Below are 19,060 nucleotides of genomic sequence, written 5' to 3'. Positions count from 1 at the left end.
GTTCACCTTAGCAGTAAACCATACCATTGTATAACCATGAGAGAGGAGAATTCAATAATGAAGAAATTAGTGGCAGTGATGGCTATGACTTTAACGTTCAGTACGATAGCTGCAACAGGAGCATTTGCCGCACAAGCAGCAGATACAACTGGAGTTGTTACGACAGAAACCAAGTTCGTAGACCTGGAACAAAACACGACTCTCTATGATTCGATCAGCGGTAAAAAAGTAGGCCTCTTGGAGCCTCAGGTGATTTCAATTGAAGCAGCATCGAAGGATGAGCACAATACGACTTGGTATCGGGTGTTTACATGGATGGGAACAGCGTGGATAAAAGACCCGAATGCCTACTCCAAACTCGTTGCAGTCGGCCCCAATACAACCATATATAACATGCCTAACGGCAAGCAGACGGGCAATCTTGCAGCGCAGACACTTCCTATTATCAATGAGCAAATTGATGAGTCCGGATTTACCTGGTATCAGATCAATAGTTATCAAGGCAAAGCATGGATACTGAATCCAGAACAAAGCCAGCGTGTCAAGTTAACAGCAATAACTCCACTCTATCAAGCCATTGATGGCAAGAAGGTTGGAGAATTGAAGCCGCAGACGGTAAGTGTGCGTACAGTGAAATATGATGCAAAAGGAAAGCGCTGGGCCAATATCCCGACTTGGAAGGGAAACCTGTGGATCAGATGGTAATCTGCAGCTCCTGCTAAGCGAATATTCGAATTTACAGGTATTGACATAAATAATTGCTGTGAATATAATAGTCGTAACAACTATCTAGGACGACGAAGAGACATAACCATTGTATTGCATCCATACATAACGGTTATGTCTCTTTTTCACCCAATTAGTTGCTATGACTACTATTGTCAAGGCAATTATAACTTTTGAACGGAGGTGTGTTGGAATTCGTTCTGCAGACACCGGAATTTTTCAAGTTCCGTATCGGGCGTTGACAATCGGCATTATACTCATTTTATCTACTGTCGCCTTCGAGGGTCTCGCCATTACTACCATTGCTCCCACACTCGCACACAGTCTGCAAGGCATCCATTTGTACGGCTGGATCTTTAGTACCTTCTTATTATTTCAACTTATCGGTTCCATGGTTATCGGCAAACAAATTGATCGGCATGGCGTGATTGCATCCGTTCTCGTCTCTTTCTCTATCTTTGTCATTGGCATCATCATAGCTGCTCTCTCCTTCCATATGTATATGCTCATTGCAGGAAGAGCATTGCAGGGTTTTGGTGCTGGCTCCCTTGTCACCTGTGTTTATTACATTGTAACGGTTCGATACCCGGATTCGCTGCGCACCTCTATATTGGCAGCTTTCTCAGCTGCTTATGTTCTTCCTGCATTAATCGGACCTTATGTCGCAGGCCTCATCTCGATCTATTTATCGTGGCGATTCGTGTTTTGGCTCGTGCTCCCTCTTATCGTACTCGCACTCTGTATGACACTGCCTTCTTTCCGGAGCATACAGAAATCAAGCAGTTCTGAGGTCAGAGGCGGACGCAAAGAGTTATATGCGATACTGCTCGCTATCGGAACAGGATTGCTTCTGACTGGGTTAGGCCGAATTACGGATTGGTTGGGCGTAGTACTCACCGGAACTGGGATTGCCATTATGGTACATCCGCTCCGTCGTCTTCTGCCTCAGGGGACATTCACAGTAACGCGTGGTCTCCCTGCCATCATCGTAACACGAGCACTCTACATCGCCTGCTATTTCGCAACGGAGAGCTATGTCGTTCTCGGATTAACAAAGGTAAGAGGAATAACTGAGGATCTCGCGGGACTAATCGTAGCCGCTGGGGCATTAAGTTGGTCTGGCGCCGCATGGGTGCAAGCTCGCCTTGACCGGCGCGACCTAAGCAAAGGTCGACAAAGGAGAATCCGAGTTGGCTTATGCATCATGATTGTGGGTGTCTCGCTTGTGCTCACTTCCATTGCACTGTCAGGCGGCGGCGTTGCTCTCGCCTTGATCTCGCAGGTCATTACCGGATTCGGGGTCGGGCTAGCTACCCCAACAATTGGGGCAGTTGCTTTGCAACTGGCTGAGGAAGGCAAGGAGGGCGAGGTATCCGCCACACTCCAATTCATCGATTCTTTCAGCATAGCTATAAGCATAGGGATAAGTGGGGCTCTTGTAGCTCTAAGTGAAAGCCTGCAATTGGGAATCTTCACGGGTGTCATGATGGCATTGGTTCTACAACTCTGCTTCGTTGTTCTCAGTTTCGTTACGTCTTTCCGCATTACGATGAAAGCCCGCAGTATTGTACAGTCACATTCATCAATGTAGTATCCATTTTTGGAGGTGGACGATTTGGCACGTGCATTGGTTGTCATTACTCCTGCTGAAGGACATGTGAATCCATCGTTGGGTTTGGTTCAGCAGCTTGTAAAGTGTGGCGAGGAAGTCACTTATGTGTGCACCGAGGAATATCGCAAACGGATTGAAGCCACAGGTGCAAAGGTCATTACTTACACGTACGCTCGGGGATCATTTGCGGATGATCCGATATTGAAGCCGAAAATTTACAAGCATCATTACCAATTTATTCATTTCATCCTGCGCGGCATGATTGAACCTATCATTCCAGAGGTTCTTGCTCTCACTGAGCAGGGCTCTTACGACTATTTGATTTATGATTACTTATTAGGCGGCTGGGGCGGACAAATGATAGCAGAGCGTCTTGGCATCCCTGCTGTATGCTCCATCACTTCGTTCGTATTCGTGAAACCGCTCGGAGCAGAACAACTGATGACCGAGCAGGAGGAGCAGGAAATTCAGACAATCTATGATTCCTCGATGGAGATCGCAAGGCAATTAGCGGATCGCTATCAACTATCCGCCCCTGACATGTCTGATATTTTCAACGCATATGGAGAGCTGAAGGTCGTGCATCTCAGCCGTGATTTGCAGCCAAATGCAGAATTGCTGGACGACAGCTATGTGTTCACTGGCTCATCCATCGTACCGCGCATGGATGCCCCAACCTTTACATTGGATCGAAGCCAGCTTCCTCATGCACATACCGTCTATATCTCGTTAGGCAGCATTTTGAACAACAACATTGAATTTTACAAGCTATGCTTTGAGGCTTTTCGCAATGAAACCATTACATTCATTTTAGCCTGTGGCAAAGAGACAAATATGGAGCCGCTTGCTGACTTGATTCCAGACAATTTCATTATTAAACCCTACTTGCCGCAATTGGAAGTGCTGCAGCAAGTGGATGTCTTCATTACACATGCCGGCATGAACAGCACAAGTGAAGCCTTATACTACGATGTGCCGCTCGTCATGATCCCATTAACGTCCGATCAGCCTATGGTTGCAATGCAAGTGAAGAACCGGGGAGCTGGAGTTATCGTGGATCATCAAGGTCTCACGCCAGAAGTGCTGCGGAGCGCACTACTCGAAGTGCTGCATACCCCTTCCTATAAGCAGCAAGCCCATGCCATCGGCAAGTCTCTTCGCGAAGCAGGAGGATATGAACGGGCTGCCGAGATCGTCATGAGCGTTGTTGGGAAGGCAGCAGCACAGCCTTGAGGACACGGAAGTAACCCGGATTCGTCGCTCAATCGATAACTGTCCCGCTTCATTGACACGTTATTTGTCCTTACCTATAATGGTCATAACAACGATAGGGGCTGTTCAAAGCATGCGTATTTGAACAACTATAATAACGATGTGAATGAATCTGGGGGTCCGCATTTGGAATTAGAAAAGTATATCGGAGTCATTGTTCATCGGGCAGATTTGAAGCTTACGAATTATTATCAGAAGGTTGTAAATCCTTTCGACATCACTGTCGACCAATGGGAAATCTTAGTGGTGTTGTGGGAGCAGGAAGGAATCACACAGAAGGAACTCGCTGAGCGGCTGCATAAAGACCAGACGAATGTAGCTCGCATGCTGTTCAAGCTCGAGAAAAAAGGCTTTATCTATCGAGTAACGCATGAATCGGATCGCAGATCACTTCGTGTATACTTGACTGTCAAAGGCCGAGAAATCAAAGAAGACATACTTGCTCCATCCATTGAAGCTTACCAGAAAACGATTGAAGGATTAACAGAGGAAGAAGTGGAAACGTTCCGCAGAATCTTGTCCATTATGCATAACAATGTTAAGGATCTATAACAGATTAGGCAGTATAAAAATCCCCTCGGAGTTCCGTAGCTGCATCATCGATATCTTACGATGTGCAGCTGCGGCCCGAGGGGATTTCCCATATGCGCAGCTATATCATAGCTGTATTTCGCCCGCTATTCCAACTCCGGCGAACGGTCGAATATCCGGCGCACCTGTGACACGATCCAAATGACCGTAAATACGATCATAATATCGAAGCTCACATTGAACAGGAATAGATGCTTGCCCAAATCGGCTTCCCCATCGCCGACAAGTGGCACTGCGACGGAGATAATCGCTATTAAGGCTACGATGAGCGTGACATCCAGCATCTGACGCTTATATTTATTCCGAATATACTCCTTCAGCACGATGCCAATGTATAGTACAAAGAAGATGAAGAAAAAGGTAAAGTTCTTCGGAATTAGTTTCTTCTTGCCCTCACTCCAAGTACTGTAGGTATACGATAATGCACCGCGTGGCTCACCCAATTCCTTCTCATAGCTCCCTAGGTAATAAGGACGAATGAATGTCGCCTGCGAAGCGGCAGCCTCAAGTTTGTCAATGATCCGAACTGGATGACGCAAGTAGTAGCCAACAATGTCCATATGTCCAAGTCTGGAGTAAACATGTTCCGTAAGCTCAGGCGCATCCTGCTTAATCGGGACATCGGATTGAAAATAGTTCGTTCCAGCGAGAACCGCATATTTCTGAGGGATGCCTAGTGCATCCAAGTCCTCTGACACATGCGGAGAATCTTTTAAAATTCCGAAGAAGATCGTCTGATACAAATTGATTTGCTTCAGCTCTTTAGGCGCGAACACATAGATGAGCGCTGTTGTCGCGATCATGAAGGCTGCTCCCCCAGCTATCACCCGCTTCCAAGCTCGATCCGGCCGCTTTTTGTACAATCGAAGCCCATATAAAGCAAACACCAAGCCAACCGGCGCATTTTGAATCTTGGAGGCTGCCAATATAAACGCGCAGACAAACAATAGGACTAGCCAAGTGAGTGAAGGATGCTGCTGCCTTGCCAAAGTAACCGCAATCGCCGTGGACAACAATAGAAACAGCAGGGAAACCGACTCACCGAAAAAGGAATGAAAATAACCGACATATCCAATATCGAAAAACATGAACAGTACACAGAGCGCTGCTGTGATTTGCAGCCACCGCTTGCCTGCACAAGCGTAGCGGACAATGACAAACAGTGTGCTTAATAGCAGCAATGAATATACAATGCCCATTGCCTGCATCGGGAAATAGGATGGATTGAGCACCCGTCCAAGCAGCCCTGCAATGAAGACAAACAACACCTGCGAAGACGCATAATTGACGGCAAATGGGCCGTAATCATATTTGGAATGACTAAATCCGAAATATTTGTCCTCATATGTAAACGTGTCATTAAGCGGCGATATCCCCCCGCTCCGCACGATACGATCAAAGTCTCCGTTATCTGCTACTCCGATATAAGGCGAAGTAAACAAAATGCATGTTAAAATGATAGCACCGATTAGAACGGAACCCCAAGATACCCAATCTTTTCGTTTCATGCCAAGAATCACTCTCCTAACTAAAAAGAATAGCACTTCCCCGAGAGGGGGAAGCGCCTCATTTCATTTATTGGCGTTCAGCACTGCGGTAGTTGTCATAGTCCTCTCCGAGTTGTCCGTCGCTCGCTCGCGCCGCACGGGATGAAGGCTCAGATGCTGACGATGGTGCGGCGAAGGTAATCAGTCGATGGAGCACAAACGAAGTTACGGTGTAAGCACCCGCTTCGCATAACACAATCAGCGATTGCTGCCATGATTGCGGCAGCGAGCCTAGCAGCCCCGTAACCAGCGCCGAGAATGCAGGATGAAGCAGCACGTAGGCTGCTGCATAGCAGAGCAAGGAAATAACAAGGAACCGAATGAAGCTGCTGAGCTGCGCCCCCTCGTATTGGAACGTAAAGCGGCGATTGAGCACATAACTGCACAGCACCCCTATGGTGTTCCCGACAAATGTCGATGCGAAGTGATCCCATCCAGCAAGGTGCATCAGTGCATAAATAAGCCCAAGTCCAATGCATGTGTTAATCACGCCGACAACCGCATAGCGGCTGAACAATCCCAGCCAGCCCTTCCTAGCCGCTTGCTCACGGCTCATCGGTTCACCTCTGCACGCTGGGCACCCGGCCAGGAAGGCTGCGCCTCATTCTGTGCCACGTATGCGTCAGACAGCACCGTCTCCACAATATAGGGTGGTCTGCGTTTTACTTCATTATATATCTTCCCGATGTACTCTCCGATCACACCTAACGCCAGCAGCTGAATGCTGCCGATGAACCATAGCGAGAACATCAATGAAGCCCAGCCGGACACGGTATGTCCTGTCAGCTTGGAAATAAGCGTGTAGCCTCCGGCAATAATACTCGCTCCCAGGCTGATGAAGCCAAGCATTGTAACAAAGCGCATAGGTTTGATGCTGAACGACGTAATGCCATCCCATGCAAAAGACAGCATCTTGCGAAGCGGATACTTCGATTCACCTGCAACACGCTCCATACGGTCATAGGCAACTGTTGTAGAACGGAATCCGATCAGCGGTACGATTCCTCGCAAGAACAAGTTCACTTCATGGAATTCGCTCAAGTGTTCTACAGCCCTCCGGCTCATAAGGCGATAATCTGCATGGTTGTATACCAATGGGATACCCATCTTGCGCATCACTTTATAGAAGGATTCAGCACTCCAGCGCTTGAACCATGTATCTGTTGCTCTGCTGTTGCGAACACCGTATACGACCTCGTATCCCTCATGAAACTTGCGTACGAATTCTCGAATGGCTCCGGTATCGTCTTGAAGATCGGCGTCTAGCGACACGATGCAGTCCGCATGCTCCTTCGCGTACATAAGTCCGGCTAACAGCGCCTTCTGATGGCCGGCATTGCGAGCAAGCTTCAATCCGCAAATAACAGGGTGAGCAGCGCGGGCCTTCTCGATCTGCTGCCACGTTCCATCTCGGCTCCCATCATCTACAAGCACGATACGGCTGTCGGCTGATACGAGCTGATCCCGTTCGAGTCCCTTCAGCAATTCGATGAGTACGGGTGTCGTAATTGGCAAGGCCTCCTCCTCGTTATAACAAGGAATGACCATATAAAGAATCGGTAATGTCATCGTAGTACCCCTTTTACATTGAAAATACGACATATTTCCACATACAGCTGATTTCCATTATATCCTATATCATGAAATATGCATAACCAAAATGATAACTTGGCTCATCTATTATAGCGAAAGACAAAACCGCCTGCCGATCGCTCAAAGCGAACAGCAGGCGGTTTTAGACGAAAATCGTAATAAAGGGACGTGAATTCTCCGTTTCATGCCGACAAATCAACTTTATTCTGTGATTGCTGCTAGGACGGCTTCATGAAATTGGCGTCGCAGTTCTGATATACTCTTATCCCGTCCATAATGCACGCGATTGGTAAGCAGCACCACTACGATATCCCTTTCAGGATCGATCCATATGCTTGTACCCGTAAAGCCTGTATGACCGAAGCTGGAGGCTGACCATCCTGTTCCAGCAAAATCAGCGGTATCTCCTTGCAGCACCCAACCGAGTCCTCGCTTTGCATTGGGTATATTGGAAGTCTGACAACGGAGCGCCTCTTGAATGACGCGGTTAGACAGCAAATTGCCCTCCGCTCCATCCAGCTCAGCCTTGTTTACCCACAAGCGGGCATAGTGCGCCAGATCGCGTGCCGAAGCGAACAGCCCTGCGTTTCCGGCGACGCCGCCCAACGCAGCTGCATTCTCATCATGGACCCTTCCCCAGCAATGCTCCTCTAGCCGCGAATCATATTCCGTAGCCGCTATTCGTGAACGAGCCTCCTGCGGAGGATTGAAGCTGCTGTCCACCATGCCGAGCGGCTTCAGCAGCATGCGTTCCGCCGCTGTAGCCAGTGATTCTCCGCATACGCGCTCTATAAGTCTGCCGAGCACAATATAGCCGAGACAACTATACTGACAGCCTGCACCCGGCGGATACTCTACTTCCATTTGATCCAGATGGCGAGCAATCTCATCAGGTGACCATCCATGTGAATACAAATCCCGATGAGGAGGCAGGCCTGAAGTATGTGCAAGCAACTGTCGAATCGTAATCGAATCTTTTCCATTGCCGCTGAACTCGGGCATGTGCATGACCACAGGATCATCCAAGTTAAGCTTATTTGATTCAACAAGCATTAATAGTAACGGAAGTGTCACTACAACCTTCGTCAAGGAAGCACAATCGTATATGGTATCAACCGTGACTGGTATCCTATACATATCTGTATCCACTGCATGGCCCCTAGCATACTCGAACGCATGACCACCGTACCAAATAAGCGAGACGGCCCCTGGAATATCTCTGCTCGTTATTGCATCATCAATCAGCGCGCAAGCATCCTGAAGCCGTGCGTTGTTCGCAGCAAGACGACCTTCCGGCATCGCCCAATCCCCCCACAGCATTGTGATGAATCTTAGAACGCAATCGTAAGTCCTATTACCGAGAAATTCTCATCTACTTCATAGCAATCATAGCTATGGATTGGATTATGGCATGGCCAGCTTGCCCATAATGGTTGGACGCACAGCTCCGGTAACACGAGGCAAATTATTCGGAACCCCGTGTATAAAATCATTTGCAAGCAGGGCAAATGCGATCGCTTCCTTCGCATCTCCCGGCAATCCCATCTCATCAGAGGCTGTCACCTTCTGTTCCGGCAGCTCTTCCGCAAGCCAGCGCATCAGTGTTGCATTGCGTGCTCCCCCTCCGCTGACAATAACATCTCGTATGCGGTGTTGAGGAAATACAAACTGCCGATAGGCATCCGCAATCGTGCGGGCCGTCAATGCGGTGAATGTCGCAACGATATCCTCAGCCGACAGCCCCAGCATTCTGCCATGCTCGATCCAATGCAGCGCATAATCCGTACCGAACATCTCACGTCCAGTCGTCTTCACTGGCGGCTCGGCGTAGTATGGATGTGCAAGCAATTCATCCAGCAGCTTGGTATTCACCTGGCCGCGTGACGCCCATTCCCCATTGCGGTCATACCCATATGCCCCACCCGATAATTGATAGATGGCTTGATCGATCAGCATATTGCCGGGACCAGTATCGAAGGCGGTCACAGTACTCTGATCCCCGCCAGCAGGAAGAATCGTACAATTGCCAATTCCGCCAATGTTCTGCGCAATTCTGCCCACTTCCGAGTCTCGCAGCAACAGATAGTCCGCATACGGCGTTAATGGTGCTCCCTGTCCGCCAACTGCCATATCCGCCGGCCGATAATCTCCGATAACGGGGACACCCGTATGCTTGGCAATGATTGAGATATCCCCAATTTGTAGAGTGGAAGGAACCGCACATCGATCTGCCTTATCTACGACAGGCTGGTGCCAGATTGTCTGGCCGTGGGAGCTGATGAAATCGACGTCCTCCATCGAGATTCCAGCATTGCTTGCCGCCTCGCGCGCCGCCTGTGCCAGCATTTCCCCCATATAGGCATTCATGATACATATTTCTTCTGTACTCGTTCCGCCTCTTGTACACAATCTTTTCAGTCGCTCTCGAAGCTCATCATCATATTCCTTGCAATGAAAGGCGATCATATCTGCCCGAGACTCTACTCCCGCCCCCTGAATGGAAACGACTGCGGCGTCAATCCCGTCGAGTGAAGTACCTGACATTAGTCCGATGATAATATGTTCCGATTTTACAGCTAATGATCGTGTGCGCAACCTTTCTCCTCCTTAGAAACTCCAATTCACTACATGATATGTAAACGCCTTCATGAATAATTGCTGCTGAATCCATTAAGCCCTATTTTCTGCGAGAACATGTCATTTTTGTCCTCTAATCTTATTATACGCTTCTGAAATTTTATTTCAATTTATGATATAATAATAGAATTATCATTCCACACGAATCTCATAGGGATGGGCTCACGCAGTCGAAAAGAGCCATGTTGAAGAGTAATTTCAACAATTATTAAAACATTCTGCTTCAGCTCGTACATTTCTCATGTAACCAATTGCTCTTCGTAACACAATTGACACATTGTATTTCTGATCCTGACAGATTATAATCTATCCAAATCAATCCAAGAGATTTTTATCACACTAAGGAGCTGATTGTATGAATTTCCCTTCTCTTCAGGAAATTGAGTCCCTTGAGAGAGACGAACAAATTGATGCCATAAAGAAGCTGCGTCTAAGCAATCGTATTCATGAGATGGCAGAAGGCTTCGGGTTCAAGAGCTCTTCGATGTATTACAATTGGTTGAAGAAGCTGCAAATTTATGAGGATCTGTGCGGAAAAAAAAGTGTGTTCAATCCGATTGTGCCTCGATCATCCAACGAGTCGCTGCTTGCAAACGCAAGCTATACGCTCCGAGATGAATCGGGCAGCTTCTCTCCGGCTTCTCACCAAGTTGTACTATCACAAGAAGAGATGAAGTTCAAATATGACTTAGCAGCTTCAGGATCACAGGCCGCTGCCTTGCTGCGCAAGATTGCAGCCTACATCGAAGATGAGGAGAGTGAGTTCAGCATTACCCTCTGTATCGAAAAATAATGGCTGCAACGCAAAAATAACTGGACGCGTCTATCTGCGCAGCCAGTTCTTTTGTGTTTATCCTATATACCTCTAATTCTACGATAATCCCAATTGTTCGAAGGAGCGGCGCATATCCTGAATGAGCAGTTCAGGATCTTCAAGTCCTGCGTACAGCCGTACGAGGACAAGCTCTTTTCCCTCTTGCCCTGCTAGTGGGCGAACAACTTGCACTAAGCTCTCATAGCCACCCCAGCTGACCCCGATTCGGAACATTTGCAGCCGATCTGCCCATGTCAGCACCTGCTCAAGCGGAAGCGCCATCTCGAAGGAGAACAAACTCCCGTACCCGCTCATTTGCTGCTTCGCCAACTCATGCTGCGGATAAGTAGTCAGTCCGGGATGGTTCACTCGCGCAATGTACGGAAGCTCATCCAAATACGCAGCCACAGCAAGACCATTCTGCTGCAGCCGCTCCATACGCAGTGGGAGCGTGCGCAGTCCGCGCATCGCAAGACATGCTGTCTGCGGCGTCATGATTCCGCCGTATAACAGAAATTCTTGGCGTCCGATTTCTTGCAGCCGTTCATGTGAACCGATAATAACCCCAGCCATAATATCACTATGTCCGCCAATATATTTCGTCAAGGAATGAACCACCAAGTCAATACCGAGTTCCAGCGGATTCTGGAATATCGGAGTCGCCCACGTATTATCAATGATCGTTGTCGCTCCGATTCGCTTGGCGAGCTCCGCACATGCACGCAGATCCTGAAGTCGAATCGTCATGCTTGTCGGGCTCTCGAGATATAACATTGAAGTATTCGGCCGAACAGCGGCTTCTATACTCTCAATCGATTCCCCATTCACGAATGTCGTCTCAATCCCGAAGCGGTGCAGGTAATTGCCAAGCATTTCACGAGTTGGCCCATAGACATGATCCACACAGATGACGTGATCACCGGCCTTCACTGCTGACATAATGGCCGCAGAGATCGCCGCCATTCCTGAAGCGAAGCAGCGTGCTGCTTCCCCTCCCTCCAGCAGAGCCAACCGACGCTCTAATTCATTGACGCTCGGATTGTTGCCGCGCGAGTAGAGATGGTGCTCTAGCGGAGAATCCAGTGCCTCATAAAATTCCTTATGGCATGAAAAGGTAAACAGACTGTTCTGATACATCGGCATTGTAACTGCGCCGAAATGCCGTTCATCGTGACAATCATGCACGACTACTGTTTGCTTGTCCCACTTCTTGTCTGAAGACAGGCCTTGTCTCTCGGTTGACATGATCTTATCGTTCCCTTCGCGGCAATAATGACTATATTTATATTGCACCATACTGCGGCATGCCAGCCCTATCTGACACCGTGTATGGACATTGCTAAATATGAATCCCCTAGTACTATGACCTTCTACTGCCCATGTATTTTCCTTCCCGCTCGCATAGTCAGTTCTTATCGCAGCCCGTCGCAGCCGCGCGTCTACGGTAAATCTGGTAGCTTTTGCGAAGCAGCTCAAGCAGCCACTCCGGAACCGGCACTCCCCACTTCAAGCCTAGCGGTTTGTACAACAAGCGATATGCTCGCTTGAAGTCCCCCCACATGCGGTCAGGCTGCGGGATCAGAAAATCGGATACATCCACGACATACCCTTTGCCACAATCATTGGTGACATTTTTGCCATGGATGTCTCTTGGGGTCAACCCTCGTGCGGATGCATACTCCAGCGCTTCATCAATATCGTCCAATACCGATTGTGGTATCGATACCCCATGCCGGAGGCAGTGATACAGCGTTACCCCGGGTAGCCGCTTCAATATCAAATATCCTTGCCCGACGTAATAACATTCCGAATAGGCAGGATGCTTGCCCAGACGTCGATATACTTCCGCTTCGTCGTCCAAGCCCCTCCTACCTGCTGCATACACTTTTATCGCAACAGAGGCATATTGCTTATGGCTGAAGACGACTGCATAATTCCCTGCGCCAATAACCTCCCAATCCACCGGTATATTGGACACTTGAACGGGGTCGTCCCCATTCAGACTGCGAATGTCTGCTGCAGGCAGCAGAACAAGCTCAATCTGCTCTATTAGCGACTGAAGCTGCTCTGGATTAAGCATCAATACCCATTTCTCCTTCTAATCATTGACCATGTGGCAACCCAAGCGAAACGCATTTCTCCCCTTAATATACCATATCGCCGGTCTTCGAGCGCTATCATCAGATGCCCCAGATCCAAAAAATGAGAGCCTCTTTTTGCAATCTAATTGGGAGCAGCCAAGGAATACATCAGGGTATGGTCACGCAAAAAAGGATAGGGACTCAGATATAATCTGAGCCTCTATCCTTCCTCATGTAAATGATGAGATCCATCAAGGATTCAAGTACTTATTTGGCAATGCATTCATACCGCTTCGAGGTGTGATCTTCATTCAGTTCACGCACGATACCGTTCTTAACAAAATATTTCAAGCTGCAATATACCGTAGAGAGTGAAATGCGCTTCGTGGTCGCACGCATTCCAAGATAAATTTCAATCGCGGTTGCGGGGGACTCGGCTTGATTAACGAACGATAAGACCGCTTCTCTCTGCTGTGTTAAATGTACGGGTTCTCGCTTACTGTCAGATTGTACGAATGAGATCATCGAATTGCGATTCATGGGGGTCCCTGCCTTTCTTATCGTTGTTTTCATCGTTACTTAAGAGCATGTTATGAGTTCATATGCTTCGTGTGCGCACTTACGTCAATCCCAAGGCCAGCCGCAATTCGGGCACCATAGCCCGCATCGGCACGGAAGAAGTTGCACAATGCGCGCATTTGAACCTCAGGTCTAACCTGCTTGAGGTCGTTCACCAAGTTCGCAATCAATCGCGATTGCTCCTCTGGGGTTAAGCTGCGATACTTATCGCCAGCCTGCCCGAAGTCATTCGTCTTGCTAATCGTACGCCGCATCGTCGTGCCGTCGAGGAGCATTTCGCTCTCTGCGAACTGCCCTCCTGCTTCAACATATGCGCCGGGATGACTGTTCGGTTCATAGTTAATTGGAGACGGATCCTGATTCACATTCATGGCTCCATCGCGCTGATGGTTCCGAACTTGGGCAAACGGGCAATTGACTGGTATTTGCAAATAATTTGGCCCTAGACGGTGGCGCTGTGTATCCGGATACGAGAACAAGCGGCCTTGCAGCAGCTTATCTTCCGATGGCTCAATGCCAGGTACCAGTACGCTTGGCGAGAAGGCAGACTGTTCTACGCTCGCGAAGAAGTTCGCCGGGTTCTCGTTCAACGTCATCCGTCCTACCTTCATCATCGGCACTAGCTCTTCCGGCCATACCTTCGTAGGATCAAGCGGATCGAAATCAAAATCATCCCCTTGAGATGGCTCCATCATTTGCACATACAAGTCCCATTCTGGGAAGTCTTCTGCTTCGATCGATTCATATAGGTCACGAGTAGCGTGGTTGAAATCCTTCGCTTGAATATGCTCCGCTTCTTCTGCAGTCAGGCTGCGCACACCTTGAAGTGATTTCCATGTATATTTCACATAAACAACCTTGCCTTCATCATTCACCCATTTGAAGGCGTGTACGCTAAATCCGTCCATTTCTCGATAATTCGCCGGGATACCCAGGTCTGAGAATAACCATGTCAACATATTGGTCGATTCAGGAGACAGCGACATGAAGTCCCAGTAATGATCTGGTGTTTGGATATTCGTATGTGGAGCCGGCTTCAGCGAGTGCACCATATCCGGGAACTTAATCGCATCCCGAATAAAGAACACAGGCAGGTTATTGCCTACTAAGTCATAATTGCCTTCGGTTGTATAGAACTTCACAGCGAATCCGCGTGGATCGCGAAGCGTCTCAGGAGATGTCCCTCCATGGATGACCGTAGAGAAACGCACGAATACCTTCGTTTCAATGGAAGGATCCTGCAAGAAGGCTGCCTTTGTATATTTAGACATGCCTTTGATACGGACGAAACACACCGAACGCCCCTGCACCGCGAGCATGGACGACACGCTCAGGAATACGTTCTCGATCGAAATGCGCAAGCTTCTCAATGAGATGGTAATCCTCCAACAACACTGGACCGCGCTGTCCAGCTGTTTTCGAGTTTTGATTATCAGCTACTGGGGCGCCTTGATTCGTTGTCAATTTCGTCGGGTTACTCAATAATATCGCCTCCGCATGTTTTTATTTTATGTTTTAAATAATAATAATTATTATTAAGTGTGTTATTAATTTAGCACACTGAGATACATTTATCAATAATAATTATAATCTAATATTTAATTTAGATAAAATAACAGAGTAATTGTGAGTACCGGCACATGATATACGGCCAAGGATTGAATAGTGAATGAGAGGATAATACTGACGCTGGATATCGCGAGAGAACTGAAACTTGATGATATAAGCCATCCTGTGCTACTTCTTTGGCGGAAATTAGAATAAAGTCGCGGGTGCTAGAACTAGTGGATAAGCTGAAATGAAAATACACCTTACCTCCCATTCTAGCTCTGTACTGCTATTAGGAGATAAGATGCATTGTAGTAAGCAGATTATTGTTACTCGGCTGTTCTTGGGTACGAACGCGAATGATGGATCAGCTCTGCATAATATCCATTCTGTGCAATAAGGGACTCGTTCGTCCCTTCCTCTGCAACGCGGCCATGCCGCATGACGATAATACGATCAGCATGCTGAATGGTCGATAAACGGTGAGCAATCACGAGCGTCGTTCTACCCTCTGAGACCACTTCAAGCGCTTGCTGAATGAGCTGTTCGGTATGAGAATCCAAATGTGCCGTCGCCTCATCCAAGATGAGAATGCGGGGCTGGAACACGAGAATCCGAGCGAAAGAAATCAGCTGCCGCTCTCCCGCCGATAGACCGCTCCCGCGATCAGACAGCCTTGTATCATAGCCATGCTTCAAGCGCTTGATCAGGCCGTGCGCCCCAACCGCCTTGCAGGCCCAGATCACTTCTTCCCGCGATACGGTATCCTGGAATAGGCGAACATTATCAAGAATGGATCCCGAGTACAGAAATGGATCCTGCTGCACTAGTCCGACAATCTGATGCAGCGTATGCTGCGGCAGTCGGCGGATATCAACCCCATCAATCTCAACACTTCCCCGCTTGACGTCATAGAAGCGTGCGAGCAGGTTCACAAGTGAGCTCTTGCCAGCTCCCGTCGTGCCTACGATGCCTATGAACTCACCTGGCTTGATGTGCAAATCCAGATCATGCAGCACGTCGCGATCATCAACATAAGCGAAGCGAATATGATTGAAGTCGACTTGGCCCTGCACTTCAGAGGCAACTACATTATGCTCCTGCTCTGGCTTCGGATCCTGTACTTCAGGTTGAATGCGGAAGATGCGCCACAAGCGATCCATGGATACGATTGTGGATTGGAGTGTATTCCACTGCTGGGTAATATGGTTGATTGGCTGGAAAAACTGACGAATGTAATTGATGAATGCATACAGAACCCCGAACGCCAATGACGTATCCCATACAGCCATGCCGCCAAGCCACACGATGAATGCGACTGACACATTGCCGAGCACATCGAACGAGCGGTTGAACATGATGCTTGTTCGCACCTCGCGCAGATTCTCTTGCAAATACTTCCGATTCTGCGCCGTGAAGCGCTCTGTCTGCTCCTTTTCCTGATGGAACGCCTGGATGAGGCCCATACCCGACAGATTCTCCGCCAAAAATCCGATAAGCCTTGACAGCTCACCCCGTGCGCGCTGATAAGCAGATCGCAGCGCCTTCCGGAAAGCGACCGCAATCGCAAAAATAATTGGGAACAAGATAAGGCAGAACATCGCAAGCCTCGCATGGAGCGAAAACATAAACGCCACGACCAAGAGAAGCGACATGCCGTCCCTTACTACGCTTAACAGCACTTGAGTAAAGAACTGGTTGATCGTCTCGGTGTCACTGGACACATTCGTTACGAGGCTGCCCATTGAATGGCGATCGAAGAATGACATCGATTGCTTCGTTATATGACTGAACAGATCCTTCCGCAACTGGCCGACAATGCCCTGCCCCACCTTCTGAAGCAGGTTCGCCTGAATATAGGTGAACAGCAAGCTAAGCAGTGCGAGAAGCAAATAGCTGCCGCCAAGCAGAAATAATGTGTCCACGCCGTGCTTCCCGGCCAAAACATGATCGTCAATCGCGATCTTCACGAGATAAGGCTGCAGCAAATCCGCTCCAATTGCAAGGAATGTACATAAAAATATGGCGAGAAACGTCAAGCGATACGGCTTCGCATAAGCGAACATAGCGCGAAACGATTGCCTGCGCTCCTCGGGAGAAGCCCCTGCCATGCGTGAGCCTATCTCCTTGGACTGTGCAGGATGATGATTGTTCCTGCCCTTCACGTTCGCTGTCGGTTCAGGCATTTCTCTTCCCCTCCTCTTGAATCGTATTGAGCGAGGCATAATAGCCGCCTGATTGGATCAGTTCTTCATGTGTTCCACGTTCCACAATGCTCCCATGATCAAGGACAATAATTTCATCAGCGTGGCGTACAGCGCTTATCCGGTGTGCGATAATGATGTTCGTCTTGCCCTTTCGAACTTCCCGGAGATTGTTCAATATCGTCGTCTCTGTTACAACATCAACCGCACTTACACTATCATCCAAAATGAGAATGGGCGCGTTCTTAATCATTCCCCGTGCCAAGCTCGTTCGTTGACGCTGGCCGCCGGACAAGGTAAGGCCGCGCTCTCCCAGCTTCGTAAAGAACTGATCGGGAAATCCCATAATATTGTCCCATACGTCCGCTTGCTTCGCCGCCTCCTCAACCGCTTCGTCTGCAGCATTTCGGTTATAGAATGCAATATTATCTCGAATAGTCGTACTGAATAGGAATCCATCCTGCGGCACATACCCAATTTGGGTACGCAGGCTCTCTAGCGTAACTTCACAGATGTCTTGGCCTCCGATCCGAATTGTCCCCTTCGGAGGATCGTAGACGCGAAGCAGCAGCTTCACTAGTGTCGACTTGCCGCTGCCCGTCTTGCCAACAATGCCGAGCGTCTTGCCTGCTGATATCTGAATATTCACATCAGCTAATGATTCTCTACTTTCCTCTGGATAGGCAAATGTCAGGTTCCTGATCTCGATCACAGCATCGTCCGCCGAGATTGGCTGAGCACCCGCATATTCACGGATGTCCGGCTCTTCATTCAACAGCCGGTTCAAGCGATCAAGAGAAGCTCGTGAGCGGAGCATCACATTGATGACATTGCCGATTTGCTGCAGGGGTGTCATAATCATGCGCAAATACAGGGTTAACATAACGAAGCTTCCAAGGGATAATTGTCCCTGCATCGACAGCACACCCCCATACGTTATTGCGATAACGAGGGAAAGTGAGCCAGCAAACGGAATGAGCGCTTGGAAGAGAGATGTCATCCGCACAAGTCCTAATTGATTGCTGCAAATCTGATCCACTGTTGCGCCGAAGCGTTCTTCTGCCACATGCTCAACTGCGAATGTCTTCGTCACCTTCATGCCACCGAATTGCTCTTCTGCGGACTCCGTCATCGCCGCAAGGGAATCCTGCACTGCACGAGAACGAGTGCGAATGCGCGGGCCGAAATAAATGACAAACAGCGGAATCGTAAGCAGTGGAAGCACGCACACGAATACCAAATATAGCGGAATGCCACTTACCCCCATCATAATGATGACTGACAGGAGCAGGATCGTCGCATTCGTCGTCTGGTTCACTCCGTTGGCAATCGTTTCTCTAACCGAGGTAACATCATTCATGAAATAGCTGAGCAGCTTGCCTACACCGTGATTCGAATAATAGTGCTCACTTAATCTTGTAAATTGAGTAAACAGCTTCTGTCTCGTGTTGAATTCAAACTTACGTCCTAGGCGATGATTCAAATATTGTCCAATTCCAAACAAGGAGCCATATCCGATAGCAACTCCAAGCAGCCATAAGCTGTAATGAATCACGGACTCCTTCGTCAGCCCCCGCATCTGCAGCTCATCAGTGAAACGCCCTAGCAAGGTGGGGAATACGGAGTAAATGATATTGGCTAACGCCATGCAGCCTACAGCTGTCACATAGAGCGGCAGATGAGCACGGACATGACTAAACAGCAATGTCTTTCCCTTCATGAATAGCATCACATCCCGTCTCATATTCGTTTAACCAGCACCGTGCACTGGGCCATGTCGGCATCGACTGACTCTTCATCAGCCGCATGTGGGCCCGCCTGTCTACGGCACTCCTGTACCTTGATATCCACTTCAT

15 protein-coding genes and 1 pseudogene are annotated in these 19,060 nt (G+C 48.6%); 5 read left to right on the top strand and 11 right to left on the bottom strand.

What is annotated here, in order from left to right:
- Nucleotides 1-57 precede the first annotated feature (57 nt).
- From M3661_RS18875 to M3661_RS18860, 4 genes are all read left to right on the top strand, one after another.
- Entirely contained in the window at nucleotides 58-705 is a 648-nt protein-coding gene (locus tag M3661_RS18875; RefSeq protein ID WP_251487544.1) for a hypothetical protein, read from the top strand.
- A 163-nt stretch (nucleotides 706-868) separates the two neighbouring features.
- A complete protein-coding gene (locus M3661_RS18870) occupies nucleotides 869-2,317 on the top strand; it encodes an MFS transporter (RefSeq protein WP_251487541.1) in 1,449 nt (482 codons plus the stop codon).
- Nucleotides 2,318-2,341: 24 nt separating this feature from the next.
- Entirely contained in the window at nucleotides 2,342-3,571 is a 1,230-nt protein-coding gene (locus tag M3661_RS18865) for a macrolide family glycosyltransferase (protein ID WP_251487539.1), read from the top strand.
- Between the two features lie 165 nt (nucleotides 3,572-3,736).
- Nucleotides 3,737-4,162, top strand: a complete 426-nt coding sequence (locus tag M3661_RS18860) for a MarR family winged helix-turn-helix transcriptional regulator (RefSeq protein WP_028532002.1) — start codon at nucleotides 3,737-3,739, stop codon at nucleotides 4,160-4,162.
- 125 nt (nucleotides 4,163-4,287) lie between these two features.
- Here the strand turns inward: M3661_RS18860 and wsfD are convergent, their stop codons facing one another.
- From wsfD to M3661_RS18835, 5 genes are all read right to left on the bottom strand, one after another.
- On the bottom strand, nucleotides 4,288-5,709 hold the full coding sequence (wsfD, locus tag M3661_RS18855; RefSeq protein WP_251487537.1) for a glycan biosynthesis hexose transferase WsfD: 1,422 nt from the start codon (nucleotides 5,707-5,709) through the stop codon (nucleotides 4,288-4,290).
- Between the two features lie 67 nt (nucleotides 5,710-5,776).
- Complete coding sequence (locus M3661_RS18850) at nucleotides 5,777-6,304, bottom strand: GtrA family protein (RefSeq protein WP_142546296.1); 528 nt, start codon at nucleotides 6,302-6,304, stop codon at nucleotides 5,777-5,779.
- Entirely contained in the window at nucleotides 6,301-7,317 is a 1,017-nt protein-coding gene (locus tag M3661_RS18845; protein ID WP_021255317.1) for a glycosyltransferase family 2 protein, read from the bottom strand. Before M3661_RS18845 ends, M3661_RS18850 begins: the two co-directional genes overlap by 4 nt.
- Before the next feature lie 225 nt (nucleotides 7,318-7,542).
- A complete protein-coding gene (locus M3661_RS18840; protein ID WP_251487534.1) occupies nucleotides 7,543-8,640 on the bottom strand; it encodes a serine hydrolase domain-containing protein in 1,098 nt (365 codons plus the stop codon).
- Between the two features lie 105 nt (nucleotides 8,641-8,745).
- Entirely contained in the window at nucleotides 8,746-9,936 is a 1,191-nt protein-coding gene (locus M3661_RS18835) for an anhydro-N-acetylmuramic acid kinase (RefSeq protein ID WP_251487531.1), read from the bottom strand.
- A gap of 397 nt (nucleotides 9,937-10,333) precedes the next feature.
- On the opposite strand from M3661_RS18835, the gene M3661_RS18830 reads away from it, so the two are divergent.
- Nucleotides 10,334-10,771, top strand: a complete 438-nt coding sequence (locus M3661_RS18830; RefSeq protein ID WP_065291835.1) for a hypothetical protein — start codon at nucleotides 10,334-10,336, stop codon at nucleotides 10,769-10,771.
- Nucleotides 10,772-10,849: 78 nt separating this feature from the next.
- Here the strand turns inward: M3661_RS18830 and M3661_RS18825 are convergent, their stop codons facing one another.
- The 6 genes and pseudogenes from M3661_RS18825 to M3661_RS18800 form a co-directional block, all read right to left on the bottom strand.
- The gene (locus tag M3661_RS18825; protein WP_065291834.1) at nucleotides 10,850-12,037 is read right to left on the bottom strand and encodes a trans-sulfuration enzyme family protein; all 1,188 of its coding nucleotides are present in this window, start codon (nucleotides 12,035-12,037) and stop codon (nucleotides 10,850-10,852) included.
- Between the two features lie 160 nt (nucleotides 12,038-12,197).
- Entirely contained in the window at nucleotides 12,198-12,872 is a 675-nt protein-coding gene (locus tag M3661_RS18820; RefSeq protein WP_065291833.1) for a serine/threonine-protein kinase, read from the bottom strand.
- Nucleotides 12,873-13,140: 268 nt separating this feature from the next.
- On the bottom strand, nucleotides 13,141-13,413 hold the full coding sequence (locus M3661_RS18815) for a transcriptional repressor (RefSeq protein ID WP_065291832.1): 273 nt from the start codon (nucleotides 13,411-13,413) through the stop codon (nucleotides 13,141-13,143).
- Nucleotides 13,414-13,463: 50 nt separating this feature from the next.
- Nucleotides 13,464-14,934: pseudogene (locus tag M3661_RS18810) on the bottom strand (catalase).
- A gap of 395 nt (nucleotides 14,935-15,329) precedes the next feature.
- Nucleotides 15,330-17,186, bottom strand: a complete 1,857-nt coding sequence (locus tag M3661_RS18805) for an ABC transporter ATP-binding protein (protein ID WP_251487528.1) — start codon at nucleotides 17,184-17,186, stop codon at nucleotides 15,330-15,332.
- Complete coding sequence (locus M3661_RS18800; RefSeq protein WP_251487526.1) at nucleotides 17,179-18,924, bottom strand: ABC transporter ATP-binding protein; 1,746 nt, start codon at nucleotides 18,922-18,924, stop codon at nucleotides 17,179-17,181. Before M3661_RS18800 ends, M3661_RS18805 begins: the two co-directional genes overlap by 8 nt.
- Nucleotides 18,925-19,060 lie beyond the last annotated feature (136 nt).

Origin of the sequence: Paenibacillus sp. MER 180, assembly GCF_023713665.1 — a bacterium.
GTDB classification, from domain to species: domain Bacteria; phylum Bacillota; class Bacilli; order Paenibacillales; family Paenibacillaceae; genus Paenibacillus_B; species Paenibacillus_B suaedae.
This window is presented reverse-complemented; position numbering and strand designations above follow the sequence as displayed.